Source organism: Kingella sp. SNUBH-2017 (assembly GCF_028680565.1).
Lineage (GTDB): Bacteria > Pseudomonadota > Gammaproteobacteria > Burkholderiales > Neisseriaceae > Kingella_D > Kingella_D pumchi.
Map to the genome: position 1 here is coordinate 62,382 of NZ_JAPHVK010000009.1, position 19,758 is coordinate 82,139.

At 61.1% G+C, this 19,758-nt stretch carries 22 protein-coding genes; 17 read left to right on the forward strand and 5 right to left on the reverse strand.

What is annotated here, in order from left to right:
- Window positions 1-112: 112 nt before the first annotated feature.
- Entirely contained in the window at window positions 113-1,267 is a 1,155-nt protein-coding gene (locus OP500_RS08080) for a class I SAM-dependent methyltransferase (RefSeq protein ID WP_274070654.1), read from the reverse strand.
- A 195-nt stretch (window positions 1,268-1,462) separates the two neighbouring features.
- Window positions 1,463-1,630, reverse strand: coding sequence for a hypothetical protein (locus OP500_RS08085; RefSeq protein ID WP_274070655.1), 168 nt, complete (start codon window positions 1,628-1,630; stop codon window positions 1,463-1,465).
- Window positions 1,631-1,632: 2 nt separating this feature from the next.
- Between OP500_RS08085 and mraZ the strand changes: the two genes are divergently transcribed.
- The 9 genes from mraZ (at window position 1,633) to gltS (ending at window position 10,062) form a co-directional block, all read left to right on the forward strand.
- Window positions 1,633-2,103, forward strand: coding sequence for a division/cell wall cluster transcriptional repressor MraZ (gene mraZ / locus OP500_RS08090; RefSeq protein ID WP_238744888.1), 471 nt, complete (start codon window positions 1,633-1,635; stop codon window positions 2,101-2,103).
- On the forward strand, window positions 2,100-3,056 hold the full coding sequence (rsmH, locus tag OP500_RS08095; protein WP_274070656.1) for a 16S rRNA (cytosine(1402)-N(4))-methyltransferase RsmH: 957 nt from the start codon (window positions 2,100-2,102) through the stop codon (window positions 3,054-3,056). The genes mraZ and rsmH overlap by 4 nt, the downstream gene beginning before the upstream one ends.
- 31 nt (window positions 3,057-3,087) lie before the next feature.
- On the forward strand, window positions 3,088-3,345 hold the full coding sequence (locus OP500_RS08100) for a cell division protein FtsL (protein ID WP_238744886.1): 258 nt from the start codon (window positions 3,088-3,090) through the stop codon (window positions 3,343-3,345).
- 53 nt (window positions 3,346-3,398) lie between these two features.
- Window positions 3,399-5,198, forward strand: a complete 1,800-nt coding sequence (locus tag OP500_RS08105; protein WP_238744885.1) for a peptidoglycan D,D-transpeptidase FtsI family protein — start codon at window positions 3,399-3,401, stop codon at window positions 5,196-5,198.
- 169 nt (window positions 5,199-5,367) lie between these two features.
- Window positions 5,368-6,858, forward strand: coding sequence for a UDP-N-acetylmuramoyl-L-alanyl-D-glutamate--2,6-diaminopimelate ligase (locus tag OP500_RS08110; RefSeq protein WP_274070657.1), 1,491 nt, complete (start codon window positions 5,368-5,370; stop codon window positions 6,856-6,858).
- Window positions 6,859-6,934: 76 nt separating this feature from the next.
- A complete protein-coding gene (locus OP500_RS08115) occupies window positions 6,935-7,453 on the forward strand; it encodes a M23 family metallopeptidase (RefSeq protein ID WP_274070658.1) in 519 nt (172 codons plus the stop codon).
- Window positions 7,454-7,527: 74 nt separating this feature from the next.
- The gene (locus OP500_RS08120; RefSeq protein ID WP_238744882.1) at window positions 7,528-7,956 is read left to right on the forward strand and encodes a DUF4878 domain-containing protein; all 429 of its coding nucleotides are present in this window, start codon (window positions 7,528-7,530) and stop codon (window positions 7,954-7,956) included.
- Between the two features lie 252 nt (window positions 7,957-8,208).
- Window positions 8,209-8,748 carry an adenine phosphoribosyltransferase gene (locus tag OP500_RS08125; protein ID WP_238744990.1) on the forward strand — a complete coding sequence of 180 codons (540 nt, stop codon included), beginning with the start codon at window positions 8,209-8,211 and terminating at the stop codon, window positions 8,746-8,748.
- A gap of 84 nt (window positions 8,749-8,832) precedes the next feature.
- Window positions 8,833-10,062 (forward strand): sodium/glutamate symporter, encoded by a 1,230-nt coding sequence (gene gltS, locus OP500_RS08130; protein WP_238744881.1) that lies wholly within the window; start codon window positions 8,833-8,835, stop codon window positions 10,060-10,062.
- Between the two features lie 92 nt (window positions 10,063-10,154).
- Here the strand turns inward: gltS and OP500_RS08135 are convergent, their stop codons facing one another.
- Complete coding sequence (locus OP500_RS08135) at window positions 10,155-11,348, reverse strand: DUF819 family protein (RefSeq protein ID WP_238744880.1); 1,194 nt, start codon at window positions 11,346-11,348, stop codon at window positions 10,155-10,157.
- A 75-nt stretch (window positions 11,349-11,423) separates the two neighbouring features.
- Window positions 11,424-12,131: a M15 family metallopeptidase gene (locus tag OP500_RS08140; protein WP_274070659.1), complete on the reverse strand. Its 708-nt coding sequence runs from the start codon at window positions 12,129-12,131 to the stop codon at window positions 11,424-11,426.
- A 410-nt stretch (window positions 12,132-12,541) separates the two neighbouring features.
- Between OP500_RS08140 and OP500_RS08145 the strand changes: the two genes are divergently transcribed.
- Complete coding sequence (locus tag OP500_RS08145) at window positions 12,542-15,145, forward strand: hypothetical protein (RefSeq protein WP_274070660.1); 2,604 nt, start codon at window positions 12,542-12,544, stop codon at window positions 15,143-15,145.
- 198 nt (window positions 15,146-15,343) lie between these two features.
- On the opposite strand, the gene OP500_RS08150 is transcribed toward OP500_RS08145, so the two are convergent.
- Window positions 15,344-15,850 carry a GNAT family N-acetyltransferase gene (locus OP500_RS08150; RefSeq protein WP_238744875.1) on the reverse strand — a complete coding sequence of 169 codons (507 nt, stop codon included), beginning with the start codon at window positions 15,848-15,850 and terminating at the stop codon, window positions 15,344-15,346.
- A gap of 284 nt (window positions 15,851-16,134) precedes the next feature.
- Here OP500_RS08150 and OP500_RS08155 point away from each other — a divergent pair, with 284 nt between their 5' ends.
- The 7 genes from OP500_RS08155 (at window position 16,135) to OP500_RS08185 (ending at window position 19,748) form a co-directional block, all read left to right on the forward strand.
- Window positions 16,135-16,470 (forward strand): YbaB/EbfC family nucleoid-associated protein, encoded by a 336-nt coding sequence (locus tag OP500_RS08155; protein ID WP_238744873.1) that lies wholly within the window; start codon window positions 16,135-16,137, stop codon window positions 16,468-16,470.
- A gap of 15 nt (window positions 16,471-16,485) precedes the next feature.
- A complete protein-coding gene (purE, locus tag OP500_RS08160) occupies window positions 16,486-16,977 on the forward strand; it encodes a 5-(carboxyamino)imidazole ribonucleotide mutase (RefSeq protein WP_274070661.1) in 492 nt (163 codons plus the stop codon).
- A gap of 98 nt (window positions 16,978-17,075) precedes the next feature.
- Window positions 17,076-17,744, forward strand: a complete 669-nt coding sequence (locus OP500_RS08165; RefSeq protein ID WP_274070662.1) for a MarC family protein — start codon at window positions 17,076-17,078, stop codon at window positions 17,742-17,744.
- Between the two features lie 39 nt (window positions 17,745-17,783).
- Window positions 17,784-18,218, forward strand: a complete 435-nt coding sequence (locus OP500_RS08170; RefSeq protein WP_238744868.1) for a type II toxin-antitoxin system RatA family toxin — start codon at window positions 17,784-17,786, stop codon at window positions 18,216-18,218.
- Window positions 18,211-18,498, forward strand: coding sequence for an RnfH family protein (locus tag OP500_RS08175; RefSeq protein WP_238744867.1), 288 nt, complete (start codon window positions 18,211-18,213; stop codon window positions 18,496-18,498). The genes OP500_RS08170 and OP500_RS08175 overlap by 8 nt, the downstream gene beginning before the upstream one ends.
- A 219-nt stretch (window positions 18,499-18,717) precedes the next feature.
- On the forward strand, window positions 18,718-19,404 hold the full coding sequence (gene tsaB / locus OP500_RS08180) for a tRNA (adenosine(37)-N6)-threonylcarbamoyltransferase complex dimerization subunit type 1 TsaB (RefSeq protein ID WP_238744866.1): 687 nt from the start codon (window positions 18,718-18,720) through the stop codon (window positions 19,402-19,404).
- On the forward strand, window positions 19,401-19,748 hold the full coding sequence (locus tag OP500_RS08185) for a YraN family protein (RefSeq protein ID WP_274070663.1): 348 nt from the start codon (window positions 19,401-19,403) through the stop codon (window positions 19,746-19,748). The genes tsaB and OP500_RS08185 overlap by 4 nt, the downstream gene beginning before the upstream one ends.
- Window positions 19,749-19,758: the final 10 nt, after the last annotated feature.

Genomic DNA, 19,758 nt, shown 5'->3' on the forward strand with positions numbered 1-19,758 from the left:
TCTCGAAAATTCTCGAGAACGGCTGTTTTTTGTTCTGTTTTTACAGGCAGCCTGAAAGCGGCAGAGAGGCTTTCAGGCTGCTTTCCGATGGCAAAGCAGCCTGAAAAACGTTTTACAGCCTGTGGCAGCTGTCGCCGAAAACGAAGCCCTGCCAGTCGGGATCAATGTGTTTGCCGAAGGCGATAACTTTAAAGAGCTCGCCCATTTCGTGGGCGGCGGTCAGAGTGTGGACGGCGGCGGCGGCTTTGAGATAGGCGGGCGATTCGGGCTCGGGATAGTGTTCGGCCAGCAGTTCGGTGATGCTGAGGTTGAGCAGAAAGGCGGCCTGGTTGGCGTAGCCGATTAAATCGAGACCGGTGCTGCAGCCGGCTTCGGCGATGTCGGTGAAATTGACGTGGGCGGTGAGGTCGGTCAGGCCGGGCAGGAAGAAAGGATCGTGGACGGTGTGGTGGCGGTAGTGGCCGATCAGGGTGCCGTCGTCGCGCTGGGGGTGGTAGTACTGGGCGGCGTCGAAGCCGTAGTCGATCCAAATCATGGCGCCGCGCTCGAGCTTTTGGGCGAGGGTGCGGACAAAGGCGTGCTGGGCGGGATGCAGTTCGCTGGAATAGGGCAAGGCGGGGGGGAAGTATTGGCGGGCAGCGGCGGCCAGGGGGCTGTCGGCGGCAAGCTCGCGTTCGGTATGGACAAAACCTTCGCCGTCGAGGGCGACGCAGCCGCGTTTCAGGCTGCCGTCGGCGCTTTGGCTGATGCGCTCGATGGGCATGGCGTCGAGCACTTCGTTGCCGATGATGATGCCGTCGAAGCGGTCGGGTAGGGTGCTGAGATGATTGACTTTGCCGGCGTGTTCGGGGGCGTGCGCGGCGATGTGTTCGCGCTGGCGTTGGGCGAGATTAGGTGAGACTTCGATGATGCAGTAGCGTTTCAGGCTGCCTGCAAGGCTGTTTAGCAGCTCGGCAGCCAGCGCGCCGGTGCCGGCGCCGAACTCGTACACAGTGCCGCCGGTCTGCGGCAGCAGCGCTTCGATTTGGCGGGCAAGGGTGCGGGCAAACAGGGGGGTGAGCACGGGGGCGGTTACGAAGTCGCCGCCGCTGCCGATTTTGTGGGCGCCGCCGCTGTAATAACCGTATTGCGGCTGGTACAGGGCGAGTTCCATATAGCGCGAAAAGGGGATGGCGCCGCCGGCGGTTTCGATTTCGCGGCGGATGATGTCGTTTAAGGCGCGGCTGGCGGCAAGGGCTTCGGGTGTGGGGTCGGGCAGGGTGTGCATGGGGTTAAATTGTGTAAATCCGTATCGGGCGGCAAATATGCCACAAAACGCTGCGGCGGGGTGGGGTAGGGCGTTTTGCGGGTTGTTTTGGCAGGTGATTTTGTTTTCAGGCTGCTTTTTTCGAGCAATTGTTCGGTGTGGAATTTTGCCCCCACTTGGGAAAGTAGGGTGTTTTTTCTCTTGAAATCAGTCGGTTCAGGCAGCCTGAAAAGCAGATGCGGTTTGACGCTGCGGCGTTTTTTTCTTATAGTTCGGGTTTTGTGGGGCGAAGTGGGGCAAAGTGGTGTTTGGTGGAGAATAAAGTTGTCCGGCACCCGCTTCACGGTTTCCCAATCCGAATTTTTGTAAAGAACCACCTTTCATCTATGTTCCGCGGTAGACACGAATTAAGCATCGATCCCAAAGGACGCTTGGCCATCCCGGCCAAGTTCCGCGATGTGCTGTCGAAAAAATTTGCCGACGAGGACGACGAAGCGCGCTTTGTGGTGTCGCTGGACAACGGCGAGCGCCTGCTGATCTATCCCGAGTGCGAGTGGGAAAAGGTTGAGCAGCAGCTTTTGGATTTGAACGTAAACGGCCGCCCCGAATTGCAGGCCTATCAAAACCTGTTGTTGCACAATGCCGAAACGCTGGAACTGGACAGTGCCGGTCGCGTGCTGATTCCCGCCAACCTGCGCCAGCTGGTGGGTTTGGACAAGGATGTAACGCTGGTCGGCCGCGTCAACCGTTTGGAACTGTGGCGCCGCGAAAGCCAGCAGCAGGGCACGCTCGATGCCATCAATATGGATAAAGACGCGCTCAACGCCGCCCTGAGCGAAACGGATCTGCGCCTATGAGCGCGGCCGGGTATGCCCACGTTACCGTTTTGCTGCACGAAGCGGTCGATGCGCTGGCGGTGCGCCCCGACGGCATTTATGCCGACGGCACTTTCGGCCGAGGCGGCCATTCGCGGCTGATTTTGCAGCGTTTGGGCGCAAACGGCCGGCTGGTGGTGTTCGACAAAGACCCCGCCGCCATTGCCGCCGCCCGCGAGCTGGCAGCGCAGGATGGCCGGGTCAGCGTGATACACGGCGGCTTTGCCGGTTTTCAGGCTGCTTTGGACGAATTGGGCATCGGCAAAATCGACGGCGCGCTTTTCGATTTGGGCATTTCGTCGCCGCAGATAGACGACGGCTCGCGCGGTTTCAGCTTCCGTTTCGACGCCCCCTTGGATATGCGCATGGATACCACCCGCGGCCAGACCGCCGCCCAATGGCTCGCCCATGCCGACGAACAGGAAATACACGAGGTAATCAAAAACTATGGTGAAGAGCGGTTTAGTCGCCAGATTGCGCGCGCCATTGTGTCGCGGCGCCTGGAAAAGCCCATCCTTACAACCGGCGAGCTGGCGCAGATCGCAGCGCAGAGCGTCCGTACTCGCGAGCGCGGCCAAGACCCGGCCACAAGGACCTTTCAGGCCGTTCGCATCTTTATTAACCGCGAACTCGAAGAAATAACAAGCGTCCTGCCGCAGGCCGCAGGCAGCCTGAAAACCGGCGGGCGGCTGGCGGTGATTGCCTTTCATTCGCTGGAAGACCGCATCGTCAAGCAGTTTATGAAAACCCACAGCAGCCACGCGCCCTTGCCCAAATGGGCGGCCGTGCGCGAGGCCGATCTGCCCGAGCCGCCGCTGAAGCTGTGCGGCAAGGCGCAAAAAGCCTCGGCGGCCGAAGTTGCCGCCAATCCCCGCGCCCGCTCGGCGGTGCTGCGGGTGGCCGAACGCACCGCCGGCGCGTTTGCGGCAGCCTGAAAACGGCAACACAGTATCCGAGACACACACAATGAACCGACTCAACATCCTTTTACTCGTGGCAACCGTTGCTTCGGCGCTTTGGACGGTGGAGCTGCAAAGCCACATCCGCCAGCAAATCTATCTGGTCGGCAAAGGGCGCGAAGAAGAAATCCGCCTGAAAAACGAATACGCCGACCTGCAATACAACTACAGCCACGACGTCGATACCCAAGTGGTGGGCGAAACCGCCGCCCGCATGAAAATGCGTCTGCCGCGCGCCGACGAAACGATAAAAGTCAACGATTGAACGGCAGCGCCGTCCGAATCCGAAAAATCCAGAGTTTTAAAGACCGACCCATCATGCTGATCAACAACGAATTCAAACCCTATATGCTCGAGAGCAGCGGCTCTCAAAATGCGCCCAAGCAGAAAAAGCAGAGCCGCATCAGCATCGTGCTGGGGCTGATCGGGCTGGCGTTTACCGGCCTGGCCAGCTTCAGCTTCGGCTATCAGGAGTATTTCAGCGACCAGCTCAACAGTATGAGCGCTAACCGCATCAGACGCAGCATCACCGAACCGGCGCTGCGCGGCACCATTACCGACCGCAACGGCGTGCCGCTGGCGGTGAGCCGCCACAAGCAGGTGGCCACTTTCAATCCACGGCAGATCGCCGCGCCCAAACACAAGGGCGGCGCGCCGAACCTGAACGCCGTCAGCGCGGATCAGATCGCCAAACTCGCGGCGCTGCTGAAGCTGCCTGAAAGCGAAGTGCGCGAAAAACTGGCCGACATCAAAAGCGGCTATCTGCGTTTTCCCACCGAGCTGACGCTGGAAGAAGCGGCAAAAGTCAAAGCGCTGGGCATTCCTACCCTGCGCTTTGAAGCGCGCATCGAACGCAGCTACCCCACCGGCAGCCTGTTTTCGCACATCATCGGCGTGGCCAATACCGAAGGCAAAGGGCTGGAGGGCTTGGAATACGCCTATAACCAAAAACTTTCCGGCACCGACGGCAAACAGCTGGTGCTGCGCGACAAAGACGGCAACATCATCGAAATGCTCGACGACGACCCGGAAAACCGCCCCGCGCAGGAAGGCCAAACCCTGGTGCTGTCGGTGGACGAAACCATCCAGCGTCTCGCACACGAGCAGCTGGCCGCAGCGCTGAAAACCTACAACGCCAAAGCCGGCGGCGTGGTGGTGCTGGATGCGCAAACCGGCGAGATTCTCGCCATGAGCAGCCTGCCCGATTACAACGCCAATTTCTATAACGAATTTCCCGCCGGCAATCTGCGCAACTACGCCGTCGGCGTAACCAACGAACCCGGCTCGGTGATGAAGCCCTTTGTGATTGCCAAAGCGCTCGATGAAGGCAAAATCAGCCGCTACAGCCAGTTCAACACCCAGCCTTACGAATTGAGCGGCAAAACCATCAAAGACACCCACCTGTATCCCTCGCTGAGCACCGAAGGCATTTTGCAAAAATCGTCCAACGTCGGCACCAGCCGCGTGGCGGCGCTGTTTTCCAACGAAGAGCTTTATGACTATTACCGCTCGGTCGGCTTCGGCCGCAAAACCGGTTCCGGCATCAGCGGCGAGCAGTCCGCCCAGCTTAAGCCTGCCGCCAAATGGAGCAAGCTTGACAAAGCAGTGATGTCCTACGGCTATGCGGTAACCGCCAACCTGCTGCAGCTGGCGCAGGGCTACACCGTGTTCACTACCGACGGCCGGCTGCTGCCCGCCACCATTTTCAAGCGCGACGGTAAGGTTGAAGGCGAGCAGATTATCAAGCCCGACACCGCGCGCCAGATGCGCGAGATGATGGTCAGCATCACCGAAAAAGGCGGTACCGGCCAATCCGGCGCCATTCCGGGCTACGATGTGGCCGGCAAAACCGGCACCGCCAAGAAAAACAGCGGCCGCAAAGGCTATGAAGAGCGCTACGTTGCCAGCTTCGTCGGTTTCGCCCCCGCCGAAAACCCGCGCCTGATTGTCGCCGTCAGCATCGACGAGCCGCACGGCAAAGGCTATTACGGCGGCACCGTTGCCGGCCCCGTGTTCCGCGAAGTGATGGCAGGCAGCCTGAAAATTCTCGGCGTCAAGCCCAGCTACGCCGTTGCCGAGCCTGCTGCCGTCCAAACCGCCGCCGCGAAAAAACGCTAGGGTGCGCCGATAATGGATGTCCGCGCCTAACAGCCTGTCTGCACGAAACCGTTTATCGTGCAGGCAGGCTTTTTTCAGGCTGCCTAAACGCAATGCCCAAGCAGCCTGAAAAAACGAAACCCCCGCCGGCCAATCGCTCCGATGCCGGCAGCCTGAAAAGGAATGCACCATGTACAGCACCATCGCCCCGCCCGCCGACACCGCGCTGCCCGCCACCAGCCATCCGCCGCTGGCCGAAAGCGCCCGCCTGTCTGCCGACAGCCGCCAAATCCGCCCGGGCGACGTTTTCATCGCCTGCCAGGGCGAATATGCCGACGGCCGCGACTACATCGCCGCCGCCATCGACAAAGGCGCCGCCTTCGTTTATTGGGACGACGACGGCCGCTTCAAATGGAAGCCCGAATGGCGCGTGCCCAATCAGGGCGTCGCCGACTTGCGCCGCCGCGCCGGCATCCTTGCCGCCGCCGCTTACGGCAACCTTTCAGGCAGCCTGAAAGTCTTCGGCGTAACCGGCACCAACGGCAAAACCTCAGTCAGCCAATGGCTTGCCCAAGCCGTCGATATATTGGAAAACCGCCCGCACGCCTGCGCCATTGTCGGCACCGTCGGCAACGGCTACTGGGGCAGCCTGAACGACAGCACCCACACCACTCCCGATCCCGTTTCCCTGCAAACCCTGCTACACGGTTTTGCCGCCGAAGGCGCGGTGGCCGCCGCCATCGAAGTGTCCAGCCACGGCCTTGACCAATACCGCGTCAACGGCACCCCGTTCAGCAGCGCCGTCTTCACCAATCTCACCCGCGACCATCTCGACTACCACGGCAGCATGGACGCCTACGGCCAAACCAAAGCCCGCCTGTTTTACTGGCACGGTCTCAAACACGCGCTGATCAACAGCGACGACGCTTTCGGCGCCAAACTCGCAGGCAGCCTGAAAGCCGAAAAACCCGAACTGCAAACCTATACCTACGGCTTTAACGATACCGCCGACATCCGCATCAGCCGCTTTCAGGCTGCCTTCGGCGGCGCCGAAATCGCCCTGCACACACCGTGGGGCAGCGGCAGCGTCCGCACCCGCCTGCTCGGCCGCTTCAACGCCCAAAACCTTGCCGCCTGCCTGGGCGTGCTCTGCGCCGAAGGCTACGGCTTTCAGGCTGCCCTAGACGCGCTCGCGCAAATCCGGCCCGCCACCGGCCGCATGGACTGCATCGCCCGCGAAGGCCGCCCGCTGGTGGTGATCGACTACGCCCACACGCCCGACGCCCTGGAAAAAGCCCTGTCCACCCTGCGCGAAATCCTGCCTGCGGGCGGCAAGCTCTGGTGCGTCTTCGGCTGCGGCGGCAACCGCGACCGTGGCAAACGCCCGCTGATGGGCGCCGCCGCCGCCGAGTTTGCCGACCGGGTGGTCATCACCAGCGACAACCCGCGTCTGGAAGAGCCGCAGGGCATCATCGCCGACATCCTGCCCGCCGTGCCGCATCCCGCGCTGGTCGAAGCCGACCGCCGCACCGCCATCGCCGCCGCCGTTGCCCAAGCCGCCGCCGCCGACATCGTGCTGATCGCCGGCAAAGGCCACGAAACCTACCAAGACATTCAGGGTGAAAAACAGCATTTTTCCGATTTTGAAGAAGCCGAAAAAGCGCTGGACAAAGCAGCCTGAAAAGCATCAGGCAGCCTGAAAGCCACACAATCTGCTTTCAGGCTGCCTGCCAAACGATAATAACCACAGAACCGCCATGCCTAAATCCATCCACATCCGCCGTCTGCCGCTGTTTGCAGCCGCCACCCTCTTGGCCGCCTGCTCTGCGCCGAAAAAGCCGGTCGGCGAAATCGCCCGATTGCGCGGGCAGAACCCGCCCGCCGCGCAGAGCCTGATCAATCCGGTTAAAGGGCAGCGTTTTGCCGACACCTGGGGTGCCGCCCGCAGCGGCGGCCGCCGCCACGAAGGCACGGACATTTTCGCGGCTGTCGGCACCCCCGTGCGCAGCACCACCGACGGCGTGGTTACCAAAATCGGCCGCAACCGGCTGGGCGGCAAATTCGTCGGCATCCAAGGCCCGGGCGCGTGGCATTATTACGCCCATCTGCGCAGCCACGCCGGCCTGCGGCTGTACGACAAAGTCCGCACCGGCCAGACCGTCGGCTACGTCGGCAAAACCGGCAACGCCAAAACCACCCCGCCGCACCTGCACTACGGCGTTTATCTGCCGCGCGGCGCGGTCAATCCCTATCCTTTGATTGACCAGAACCGCTGAGCGGCTGTTTCAGGCAGCCTGAAACGCTTTCAGGCTGCCCCAACCGTTTTTTCAACCGCCTTTAAGGAAAAGCCATGATGAATACCCGTATCAAAACCGCCACCCGTTTTTTTGCCGCCGCCGCGCTCGGCCTGCTGCTGGCCGCCTGCTCCGGTGCGTCGTCCAGCCCCGAAAATGCCGCCAAGGCTTTTGTTGAAAAAAGCTATGCCGGCGACGCCGATGCGGTGATGGCGATGGTGTATATCGACGAGAAAGACAAAAAAGACGCCGGCGTCGAAGACATGGTGCGCGGCAAAATCAAATCCGCCGTCGCCAAGCAAAAAGAATTTGCCGAGCAGCACGGCGGCATCGACGAAATCACCGCCCAGGAAGCGGAGCGCAATCCGGCCAACGAGAAAAAAGCCCGCGTGGCGGTGGAAGTGAAATTTAAAGAAGGCGAAACGCGCCGCGAAAACGTGCCGGTAATCGAAACCGACAGCGGCTGGAAAATCGATTTGATGTAAACGGCCTGCCGCTGCGGCAAAACGCCCCAAGGCAGCCTGAAGGCTTTTAGCTTCGCAACTCCGCTTCGCTACGCAGGCTGCCTTTGTCTTGGCAGCCTGCGTTAAATTTCATTAAAATGCCGCGCTGTTTTGCCGGCCGCAGCGGCGCCGTTTTGGCTTCGCAACTCCGCTTCGCTATTCAGGCTGCCTGCGGCGGCGTTTTCACGATATCTTTACCCAAAGGAGCATGCCGTGCTGATCCACCCCGATGTGATGGGCATCGACTCGCTGGCGCAGAAAATCCGCAAGATTCCCAACTGGCCCAAACCCGGCATCCTGTTTCACGACATCACCCCGCTGCTGCAGAGCCCGCAGTATTTCAGGCTGCTGGTCGATCTTCTGACCTACCGCTACATGCAGCAGCAGATCGACGCGGTGGCCGGGCTGGACGCGCGCGGCTTTATTATCGGCGCGGCGCTGGCGTACCAGCTCAATGTCGGCTTCGTGCCCATCCGCAAAAAGGGCAAGTTGCCCTTTGATACCGTGTCGCAAAGCTATGCGCTCGAATACGGCGAAGCGGTGGTCGAAATCCATACCGACGCCATCAAGCCGGGCGACCGCGTGCTGCTGGTGGACGATCTGGTCGCCACCGGCGGCACCATGCAGGCCGGCGTCGAACTGATCCGCAAGCTCGGCGGCAACGTGGTCGAAGCCTGCGCGATTCTCGAATTTACCGATTTGCCCGGCGCCGAAAAAATCCGCGCCAGCAATGTGCCGCTGTTTACCCTGCTGCAAAACAGCGGCTCGATGTAGCCGGCAGGCAGCCTGAAAGGCAAAAAGCAGCGTTTCAGGCTGCCTTTTCATCCGTTTTACGACAAGAAAAAGAAAGAGAGAAAGATGCACGAAATCACCCTAAACGGTTATTACACCCTAATCGCCGCCACACTGGTTTTGCTGGTGGGCAAATTTATGGTGCGGAAAATCAAGTTTCTGCGCGACTTCAGTATTCCCGAGCCGGTGGCCGGTGGGCTGCTGGCAGCGGCGGCTGTGTTGGTGCTGCACAATTTCTACGGCATCGTGTTCAATTTCGAGACCTCGCTGCAAGACGCCTTTATGCTGGTGTTTTTCTCCTCGATCGGTCTGTCGGCCGATTTTTCGCGGCTCAAACAGGGCGGGCTGCCGCTAGTGATTTTTCTGGTGGTGGTCAGCGCGTTTATCGTGCTGCAGAACATGGTGGGCATGGGCATGGCCTATGCGCTCGGTCAGAATCCGCTGATGGGGCTGATTACCGGCTCGATTACCCTGACCGGCGGCCACGGTACCGGCGCCGCCTGGGGCAAGACGCTGGTGGGGCACGGGATTCATAATGCCGTCGATATTGCGCTGGCTTCCGCCACCTTCGGCCTGGTGTCCGGCGGCCTGATCGGCGGTCCGGTCGCCCGCCGCCTGATTGCCAAGATGGGACGCAAGCCGGCTATGGAAGAGCTGGCCGACTGCGATACCGCTGGCGAAGCCTTTAACGACAGTACCTTTGAAGATGCCGACCGCCAGCGCCTGATTACCGCCGATTCCGCCATCGAAACCATGGCGCTGTTTGCCGCCTGCCTGACCGTGTCTTCGGTGATGACCGACTTTATGACCGCGCATTCGAGCTTCAAGCTGCCGCAGTTTGTATGGGCGATTGCCTGCGGCGTGATTCTGCGCAATGTGCTGACCACCTTTTTCAAATTCGATATGTTCGACCGCGCCATCGACGTATTCGGCAATGCCTCGCTGAGCATATTCCTGGCCATCGCGCTGATGAGCATGAAGCTGTGGCAGCTTGCCGATTTGGCTGGGCCGATGATTATTATTCTGCTGGTGCAGACGGTGGTGATGATTCTCTACGCCTATTTCGTTACCGCCCGCGTGATGGGCAGCGATTACGACGCGTCGATACTGGCCGCCGGCCATTGCGGCTTCGGCCTCGGCGCCACGCCCACCGCGGTGGCCAATATGCAGTCGGTTACCGCCGTGTTCGGCCCCTCGCACAAGGCGTTTTTGATTGTGCCGCTGGTGGGCGCCTTCTTTGTCGATTTTATCAACGCGGGCATTTTGGCCTTTATCGTCAATCTGTTCGGCCACTAACCCAAGCAGCCTGAAAAACCAAAGGCAGCCTGAAAAAAGCAGCCTGAAACGCCGTTTGTGCGTTTCAGGCTGCTTTTTGCCTTTCAGGCTGCCTACATTGTGCTGACCAAAGCGTAAACCAGCGAGCCGATGTAGTTGCCGATAATGTAGCCCACGGTGCCGATCACCAGAATCGGGCCGACCAGAGAGCGCCAGCCCTGGCCGATGGCGAGCGCGGCGGCGGTGGTGGGGCCGCCGATATTGGCGTTGCAGGCCAGGGTGATTTCTTCGATGGTGTAGCGCAACAGCTTGCCCGCCGCCATGGTAATCACCAGATTGACCACCGCCACGGTCAGCGTAAACACAAACAACAGCGGCGCCTGCTGCATAATCAGCGGAATCGACGCGGGGATGCCGATGACGACGAAAAACAGATAAATCGCATAAGTGCCCAATTCCTGGCTGCCGTTGAGCACATTGCGGCGGCGGCGCGGCACCAGCAGGATGGCGATAAAGGTCAGGGTGGTGAGCAGCAGGTATTTGTCGGTAATCAGGCCGAACAGCATATCGGTGAAGATGTTGCCGGCTTCGCCCAGCTGCGCTTTGAGCCAGCCTGAAAGGGTGAAGGACAGCGCCACCAGCAGCACCGACAAACCGAGCGACACGGCGATGTTCTGCAGCGAAATTTCTTTGGGACGCCAATAGGCCGCCGCGCCGCTGCTGCCGGTGTTTTCATTGCCGCTGCGCCAGATGCGGCGCACCAGTTTGGACGACGACACCGCAATCAGAATCACGAAATAGCAGGCCATCATCAGGTTGTCGGCCACGATGGTGGCGGCTTTCATGCTGTCGCTCGGCTGCAGCTTGGCCGCCATCGCCGCAAAGTTCACGCCGCCGCCGGTGTAGGACGCGGCAATCATGCCGGTGATTTTGTCCAGCTCGGGAATGTAGTCGCGCAGCATTAAAAAGCCCGCCACCGCGCCCGCCATGGTGCCGGCCGAGCTGATCAGAAACAGCAGCAGCAGCCGTCCGCTCTCTTTAAACACTGCGTGCAAATCGAGCTGGAACAAGAGCAGCGGCACCGCCAGCGGCACCACATAGCCCCACACCGCGTCGTACACCGGCGCATCGGCAGGCACCAGCCCGAAATTGGACGCGGCCAGCGCAATCAGCAGCGCAATCACCGCACCGGGAATCTTCGCCGCCCAGCGCACATTCTGCTCGATCACAATCGCCGCCGCCGCGGCCAGCATCAGAAACGCCCACAGCAAAAGGGTGTTGTCGGCGGCAATCAGGGTGGTTTGCATGGTTTTTCTCCTCTTGGTTTTTGGTTTTCAGGCTGCCTTGGCTTTCAGGCAGCCTGAAAACGAATCCGGCGGCTTTCAGGCTGCCTGCGGATGCTCGGCCGCACCGAAAAACGCTTCGGGCGCGCCGCTGAAAAATGCCCAGTTTTGGTTGCCGTAGTCGAAATGCCACCATTCGCTGGGCAGGTTGGTGAAACCGGCACCGAGCATGGCGTGCACCAGCAGGCGGCGGTTGTGGCGGGCTTGGGTGTAGCGGGGGGCGGTTTCGGCTTCCAGCGCGGCGCTGTACGAAAGGTGGCTGGGTTCGTCAAAGGCGGTGCCCATGTCGAGCGCCTGACGGCCGGCGGTGTCGAACAGCGTCAAATCCACCGAGCCGCCGCTCAGGTGCGGCGGCGACATGTCTTTGCGGTAGGGATTGGCGACGAACTGGTCGAGAGCGGCCTGAATCTGCTCTTCGCCGTATTTGGGATGGCGCGCGACGATGGCGCCGCGAAACTGCTCGCGCAGGGCAGCCTGAACGGATACCGGCCGCCAGCCGTCGAGCACTTCGATGCCGCAGCATTCGGGCAGCGCGTCCAGCGCCGCCAGCAGCCGTTCGATTACCGGCTCGCGCAGCAAAATCTGCTTCATGGCGCCGGCAATGCCCATTTCAAAATAGGCGGCGCGCACGCGCAGGCGCGGGGTTTCGGGCACGGGCAGCAGCGGGGCGCCGCATTCGGCCACCGGCACGGCGGCCAGGCGGTTCCAGTCGGGCATGGGGACGGCGGTCAGGGCGGGGTAGGGCATGGCGCGGGTGCGAATGTTAAATCGTGTGGGGAAAGGTAAAGCAAAGTATGGGGTGCAGTCAATCGCGCCCGGGGTTTTCAGGCTGCCTTCAGCCAGCATCAGGGGCAGCCTGAAAGCGGGGTTTGCGGTATATTCCAATGATTTTAAAGAAAACCGATAAACGCGCCGGCTGCGGCTGATGGCGGGCATCAGCAATGGCGATAGGCAGCCTGAAAACTGTTTTGCCGGTATGCGGGGGCAGAAAAAGGCAGCCTGAAAACTTTTCAGGCTGCCTGAAGCGCGGGTTTGGCGGGAAAACGGCCAGAATCTGCCGCCGGCAGGGCGTTTTTCAGGTAGGATTTTACGAATCACTATCAGTCAAAACAGAATCCGCTATAATCGCGGCATTTTGTAAATTCAGGTAAGTAACGATGAAACTGAAAATCATGGCGGCGATGCTGATGCTGGCCGGGCAGCAGCTGTGGGCGGCGGACGATGCCGAGAGCGAAAAAGACAAGGCGACGACGCTGCAGGAAATCCGCGTAGAAGGCCGCAGCATGCGGCTGGGTGCCTATATCGTTAAGGCCGACGACATCGGGCGCCGGCCGCTGCGCAACGGCACCATCAGCGATCTCCTGCTCAACCACGGCGCGGCGCAGTTTTCCGGTGCCGCCCGCCAGGCGACGCGCGCCGGCGAAATCGCGCCCGAGCCGGTGAGTTTCCACGGCGAGCCGTATTACAACAACGCGCTGGTGCTCGACGGGCTGTCGAACAACGACATTATGAACCCGGGCTACAGCAACGGCGGTTTCCGCACGCCGGAAAAAGACTTCGATACCGCGCCGACCACGCTGTATATCGCCCCGGGCGCGCCGGAGATTTTTCAGGTCGATACTTCGCTGCTGAAAAAACTGACGGTGTACGATGCCAACGCGCCGGCAAAATACAGTCGTTTCACTGGCGGTGTGATCGATGCCGAATTGAAAGACCCCGACATCAAAAAAGCCGGCGGCTCGGTAAGCTGGCGCACCACGCGCTCGTCGTGGATGCACTTTCACTTAAGCGGCGACCAGAGCGAAGAAGAGTTTGAATCGGCCGATGCGGGCAACGATATGCAGCCCAAATTCGTCAAGCATTCCTACAACCTGTCGCTCAACCAGCCGCTGGGAGATCGCGGCGCGGTGCTGCTGGCTTACAGCCGCAAGGAGTCGAAAATCCCCAAATACCACCGCTATCTCGAGCGCTGGCAAAACGGCCGGCGCAGCGCCGAAACCTGGATGGTGAAAGGTTTGTACCGTCCGCACGAAAAACACGCGCTGAGCGCCACGCTGATGTATTCGCCGCACGAGAGCGTGTTCTACCGCAACAACACCAAAGACGGCCGCTACGTCTCTTCCGGCGGCGGCTGGCGCTTCAAGCTCGGCTCCAAGCTCGAAACTTCGTGGGCGGACATCGAATCGGTGCTGGCCTACACCCGCAGCCGCAACCGCATCGGCTACGATTTTGGCGCCGATTCCTACCAGTGGCTCGGCAGCGCCTATGTGCCCGGCTCTTCGCTCGACTGGTGTTCGCAAACCGACCGCCGCGGCTGCGCCCGCGCCTATCAGGGCGGCTTCGGCACTTTGCAGTCCGCCAATTCCACCTGGACGCTGAAGCAGGACTACCGCCTGCGCAATCTTAATTGGGGCGCGTCGCGGCACCGCATTTCCTTCGGCTGGAACATCGACATCGCCCGCGTCCGTTCCGAGCGGCCGCAGGCTTCGCGCTATATGTATGCCTACTTCAACACCGCGCGCAACGGCTATCCCGCCAACATCACCAACGTCAGCCCCAACTGCCGCGACTGTATCCCGGGCGAGCAGTACCAAACCCACATGAGCTATTTCCCCGCTTTCAGCAGCAAAGCGCGCGCCGACAGCTACACGCTTTATCTGAGCGACAGCATCGACTGGAAACGGCTGACCCTGGATGCCGGCCTGAATATCGGCTACGACAGCGTGCTGAAAAATCTCAATATCGCCCCGCGCCTGGCCTTCGATTACGACGCTCTCGGCAACAAACGCCTGTATCTCTTCGGCGGCCTGAACCGCTATTACGGCGGCAACATCCTGGCCTACGAATTGCGCGCCGGCATCCCGAAAAACGAAGCCTACCAGCGCATCAACGACCCCAAAAACGGCGAATCGGGCTGGACCTTCGACAAATACATGAACAACAGCCAAAGCTGGAAGCCCGGCTCGCTCGACACGCCTTACAGCGACGAAGCCAATCTCGGCCTGCGCCGCCGTTTTGCCGGCCAGATGCTGACCTTCCATTGGACGCACCGCAAAAGCCGCGACCAGTTCACCCCCGAGCGCCATGCCGACAGCAGCCACACCGTGGTGAACGGCGGCAGCGGCAATTCCAATCTCTACAGCTTCGACATCCACAACGAAAACCCGCTGCGCCTGGGCATGCTGCGGATAGGCTACCGCGCCGGCGCCCGCTACCACCGCTACCGCACCGACTACAACGGCAATTACGAAGAAGCGCAGGTGGCCGATCTGACCAACAACCGCACGCCCTATTATCTGCTCGACGGCAAGCGCTACGGTTCGATCGCCGAAATGCCGCCCTTTAATTTCAACACTCCGTGGACGGCCTTTCTCGAATTGAAAACCGACATCCCCAAATGGCATTTCAAATGGACGCATATTTTCAGCTACCGCCCCGGCTATAAAAACTACCAGCGCTACAGCGTTTCCCAATGCCGTCTCTCCAGCCAGCCCCAAGCCTGCGGCGACTGGGACGGCGCGGTTTACGACTACCGCCTGAACGAATACCGGCAGGCGCTGATGCTCGATTGGAAGCTGCAATGGGACATTCCGATCAAGCGCAGCCGTCTCGAGCTGAGTCTCGATGTGCTCAATGTGTTTGACAAAAAAGTCAGCAGCGCCAACAGCGGCAGCAATTTTGTTGCCGGCACCGCCAGACAAAGCCCGTCGGGCTATGAAACCGGCCGCCAGTTCTGGCTCGGCGCCGCCTACCGCTGGTAGGCAGCCTGAAAACCGTTTTACGGAACAACACAGCCCAAAGGCAGCCTGAAAACTTTTCAGGCTGCCTTTTTATTGGATTACGGATTGATGATGTTTGCCTGCCGCCCAAACCAAAGCAGCCTGAAAGCCCTTGTCGGGGTTTTCAGGCTGCTTTCAGGCAGCGGGTTGGATTGTTTGGAGATGCGGAATGCAGACGCATCACCCTTCGGCAAAGCCGGCGCACAAATGCTTGCGCATCAGCTGGCAGCGGGCGCTGATACGGCGGTTGAGCGGCATGGCGGCATCGCCGAGCGCGCGGTAGCCGTTGAGCAGGTAAAAAGGAACGGAATTATTGGACGCATACAGGCTGAGCATGCCCAGTCCGGCTTCGGCGGCAAGCGCTTCGGCGCGCTGCAGCAGCGCGGTGCCGAGCCCGCGGCGGTGGACGAAGGGCAGCACATACAGCGCATCGAGCTGGGCTTGGGCAAGATCGAGCTGGAAAAAGCCGTGGATACGCTCGTGCAGCTCGATCACCCACACCGCTTTACTGGATGAGCGGATGGCCGCCGGATAGTGCGCGGGCGAGAGCAGCGCCAGCCAGGCATCCAGGATTTCGCGATCGTAGCTTTCCAGGCAGGTATAGCGCACGGCGTAGCGGTGGACGTTGTAGATATCGTCGCTGTCGGCGGTGCAGGCGGGGCGCAGACGGGTAATCAGTCGCTTCATGGCGGGCAGAACACGGTGGCACAAAAGCGGGCGATTATATAGTGCGCGGCCGGCTTGTTCTAGGTGCGCTTTTTTTCTTTCTTCCCGGCAACGGCACCGCAGCATCGAGAACGCACCCAAGCAGCCTGAAACTTTTTCAGGCTGCCCGGGTGCGGCAAACGCCGCCGTGTACCGCTGCGATAGGCGGCGCGATTTTTGCTATACTTGCGCCCTTTGCCGCGCCGCGCCCTATCGGCAGCCTGAAAAGGCGCGGCGCCCGAAACCAACGCAATACGGAGCGAAACATGTTTGGAAAAGCCGGACTCGGCGGCCTGATGCAGCAGGCGCAGAAAATGCAGGAAAATATGAAAAAGGCGCAGGCAGAACTGGCCGAAACCGAAGTCGAAGGCCAGGCCGGCAACGGTTTGGTCAAAGTGGTGATGACCTGCGGCCATCAGGTGCGCAAACTCGACATCAGCAGCGAGCTGATCGAGCAGGCGGCCGACGACAAAGAACTGCTGGAAGATCTGCTTCTGGCCGCCTTTGCCGATGCCGGCGCCAAAGTGGCGCAAACCACTTCGGACAAAATGTCGAAATTCACCCAGGGCCTGCCGCCGGGCATGGGCGACTTTTTCAAATAAGGCAGGAGCGCCCTTATGGCCAAAATCGGGATTGTGATGGGCAGCAACAGCGACTGGCCCGTTATGCAGTACGCCGCCAACATCCTGCAGGATTTCGGCGTGGACTACGAAGCGCGGGTGGTGTCGGCGCACCGCACGCCGGATCTGATGTTTGAATACGCCAAAACCGCCAAAGGGCGCGGCCTGCGCGCGGTTATCGCCGGTGCCGGCGGTGCCGCCCACCTGCCGGGCATGCTGGCGAGCCAAACGCCGCTGCCGGTACTCGGTGTGCCGGTGCCGAGTAAATACCTGCGCGGCGAAGATTCGCTGCTGTCGATCGTGCAGATGCCCAAAGGCGTACCGGTGGCGACGTTTGCCATCGGCGAAGCCGGCGCCGCCAATGCCGCGCTGTTTGCGGTGTCGCTGCTGGCCGCAGACGATGAAGCGCTGGCGCAAAAGCTCGATGCCTTCCGCCGCCGCCAAACCGAAACCGTGCTGCAGATGGCGCTGCCGGCCGCCGGCGAATAAGCGCCCTGCAGCGGGAAATGTCTGAAGCAGCCTGAAAACCCTGAAACCCGGCCGGTGCGTTTTTCAGGCTGCCTGTTTTGTAAGACGGGGAGAGCAAAATGAGCGTGGAATCGCAAATTGTCCAAATCGTGCTGGCCTTTCTGGTGCTGATCAATCCCTTGAGCGCGCTGCCGCTGTTTTTGGAGCTGACCCACACCTGCAGCCGCCGCGAGCGCCGCCGCGTCGCCCAAATGACCGCCGCCAGCGTGTTCGTTACCATCGTGATTTTTACGTTCAGCGGCAATCTGCTGCTCAAAGTGCTGGGCATCAGCACCGGCTCTTTCCGCGTCGGCGGCGGGATTTTGGTGTTTCTGATTGCGATGTCGATGATGAGCAAGGGCGACAACCACGCCAAACCCGATCTGACCACGCCCGACGACGGCAGCGGCATGCCGGCGGAAAAACGCGAAATCCGGCCGGTGCTCGGCACCATTGCCGTGGTGCCGCTGGCGATTCCGATGATTATGGGGCCCGGCGGCATTTCCACGGTAGTGATTTACGCTTCGTCGGTCAGCAGCTATACCGGCCTGTTTTTGATTACCGCCGCCGGCGCGGTGGTGTCGCTGATTTCCTATCTCAGCCTGCTGGCGGCCGACCGCATCAGCGGCCTGTTGGGCGATACCGGCCTGGCGGTGCTCAACCGCATTATGGGCATTCTGCTGGCGGCGGTGGCGGTGGAGATTATCGTCGCCGGCCTAAGAAGCCTGTTTCCGCAACTGGCAGCCTGAAAATCGTTTCAGGCTGCCTGAAAACCATTTGAACGAATTATGGCAGTCAATACCATCAGTAAAACCGTTTACGCCAACCACAGCGCCGAGCAGATGTTCGAGCTGGTGGACAAGGTGGAAGACTACCCGCGCTTTTTGCCGTGGTACGGCCGCACCGAAGTGCTGTCGCGCCAGGGCAACGAGTTGCGCGCACGCCTGCATATGGATTACATGGGCATGCGCCAGTCTTTCGCCACCCGCAACACCAACGTGCCGGGGCGCGAAATCCGCATGGAGCTGCTGGAAGGCCCTTTCCGCAGCCTGCACGGCATCTGGCAGTTCACGCCGCTGGAAGACGGGCGCTGCAAAGTCGATTTCAGGCTGCAATACGAGCTGGTCGGCCTGCTCAGCCGGCTGATCAGTCCGGTATTTGGCGGCGTGTGCAACCGCCTGGTCGAAGCCTTTGTGCAGGAAGCCGACCGCCGCTATGCCTGAAATCGAAGTGGCCTACGGCACCGCCGATGCCCAAGTGCTGTACCGCCTGAATCTCGCCGACGGCTGCACCGCCCGCGAAGCGGTACGCCTGAGCCCGCTGGCCGCCGATTTCCCCGATGCCGACCTGAACGCACCACTGGGCATTTTCGGCCGCCAGGTTAAAGACGATACCGTGCTGCAAAACGGCGACCGCGTCGAACTCTACCGCCCGCTCAAAGCCGACCCCAAAGAAGCCCGCCGCCGCCGCGTGGCGCAAAAAGGGCAGGGCGGCGCCGGCTGAAACCGCTTAGGCGGTGCAGGCAGCCTGAAAGTGCCGCTGCCGTTTTTCAGGCTGCCTGAAAGATTGCCGGCATCCGATTGGGCAAATCGGCTGCCCGATGCGAAAACGGCACCGCCAATCAGGTTTGCCGCAGGCAGCCTGAAAGCCCGATTCCCAGCGGCAGGCGGCGGTTTTGGGCTATAATCCGCGCCTGTTTCGCTCCGTTTTTGGTTCGTGTTTATGCAGCCTGATTTCCACCGTCCGATACTCGCCGTCGATACAGGCAGCAGCGTGCTGTCGCTGGCCTTGCGCGCCGGCGGCGAAATTCTGTCGTGCCGCATCGACGCCGGCAACCGCCAGTCCGAGCTGATTTTGCCGCAGATTGGCGAAATGTTTGCCCAAGCCGGCATCGGCGCCGCCGATTTGGGCGCGGTGGTGTATGCCAAAGGGCCGGGCGCGTTTACCGGCCTGCGCATCGGCATCGGCGTGGCGCAGGGGCTGGCGGCGCCGTTTGCCACCCCGCTGATCGGCGTGCCGACGCTCGATGCCGCCGCCTATCTGCTGCCGCCGCAGCCTTGCGTGCTGGCTGCCGCCGATGCGCGGATGAACGAAGTGTTTTACGCCTGGTTCGATACCGCGCAGCGCCGTCGGCTGAGCGATTACCAGGTGGGTGCCGCCGCCGCCATCCGGCAGCCTGAAAACGCCGTCGGCACGGCAGCGGGCATCGGCAGCGCCTTTGCTTTGGAGCAGCCGCCGCCGTTTTCAGGCTGCCCCGATATGCCCGAAGCCGCCGATTTTCTGCGTTTGGCGCTGGACAGCGCGTATCCCGCCGTTGCGGCGGCACAGGCGGAACTTTTGTATGTGCGCGACAAAATCGCACTCACCGCCGCCGAGCAGGCCGCCCGCCGCGCAGGAGCTGCCGCATGAAACTCACCCACGAACAGGGCGCCGCCTCGGAGCAGGCGGCTTTGGACTATCTGCTCACCGCCGGCTGTACACTCTTGGAGCGCAACTGGCACTGCCCCTTCGGCGAAATCGACCTGATTATGCAAAGCGGCGATACCGTGCTGTTTGTCGAAGTGCGCTACCGGCGCAGCAGCCGTTTCGGCGGCGCCGCCTACAGCATCACCCCCGCCAAACTGGCCAAGCTGCAAAAAAGCGCCGAGCACTATCTGCAGCAAAAACGGCTCGCCGGCCGTCCCTGCCGCATCGATGCCGTGCTGCTCGAAGGCAGCGCCGCGCCGGTGTGGCTGCACAATATTACCGGTTAAGGAGCATCCG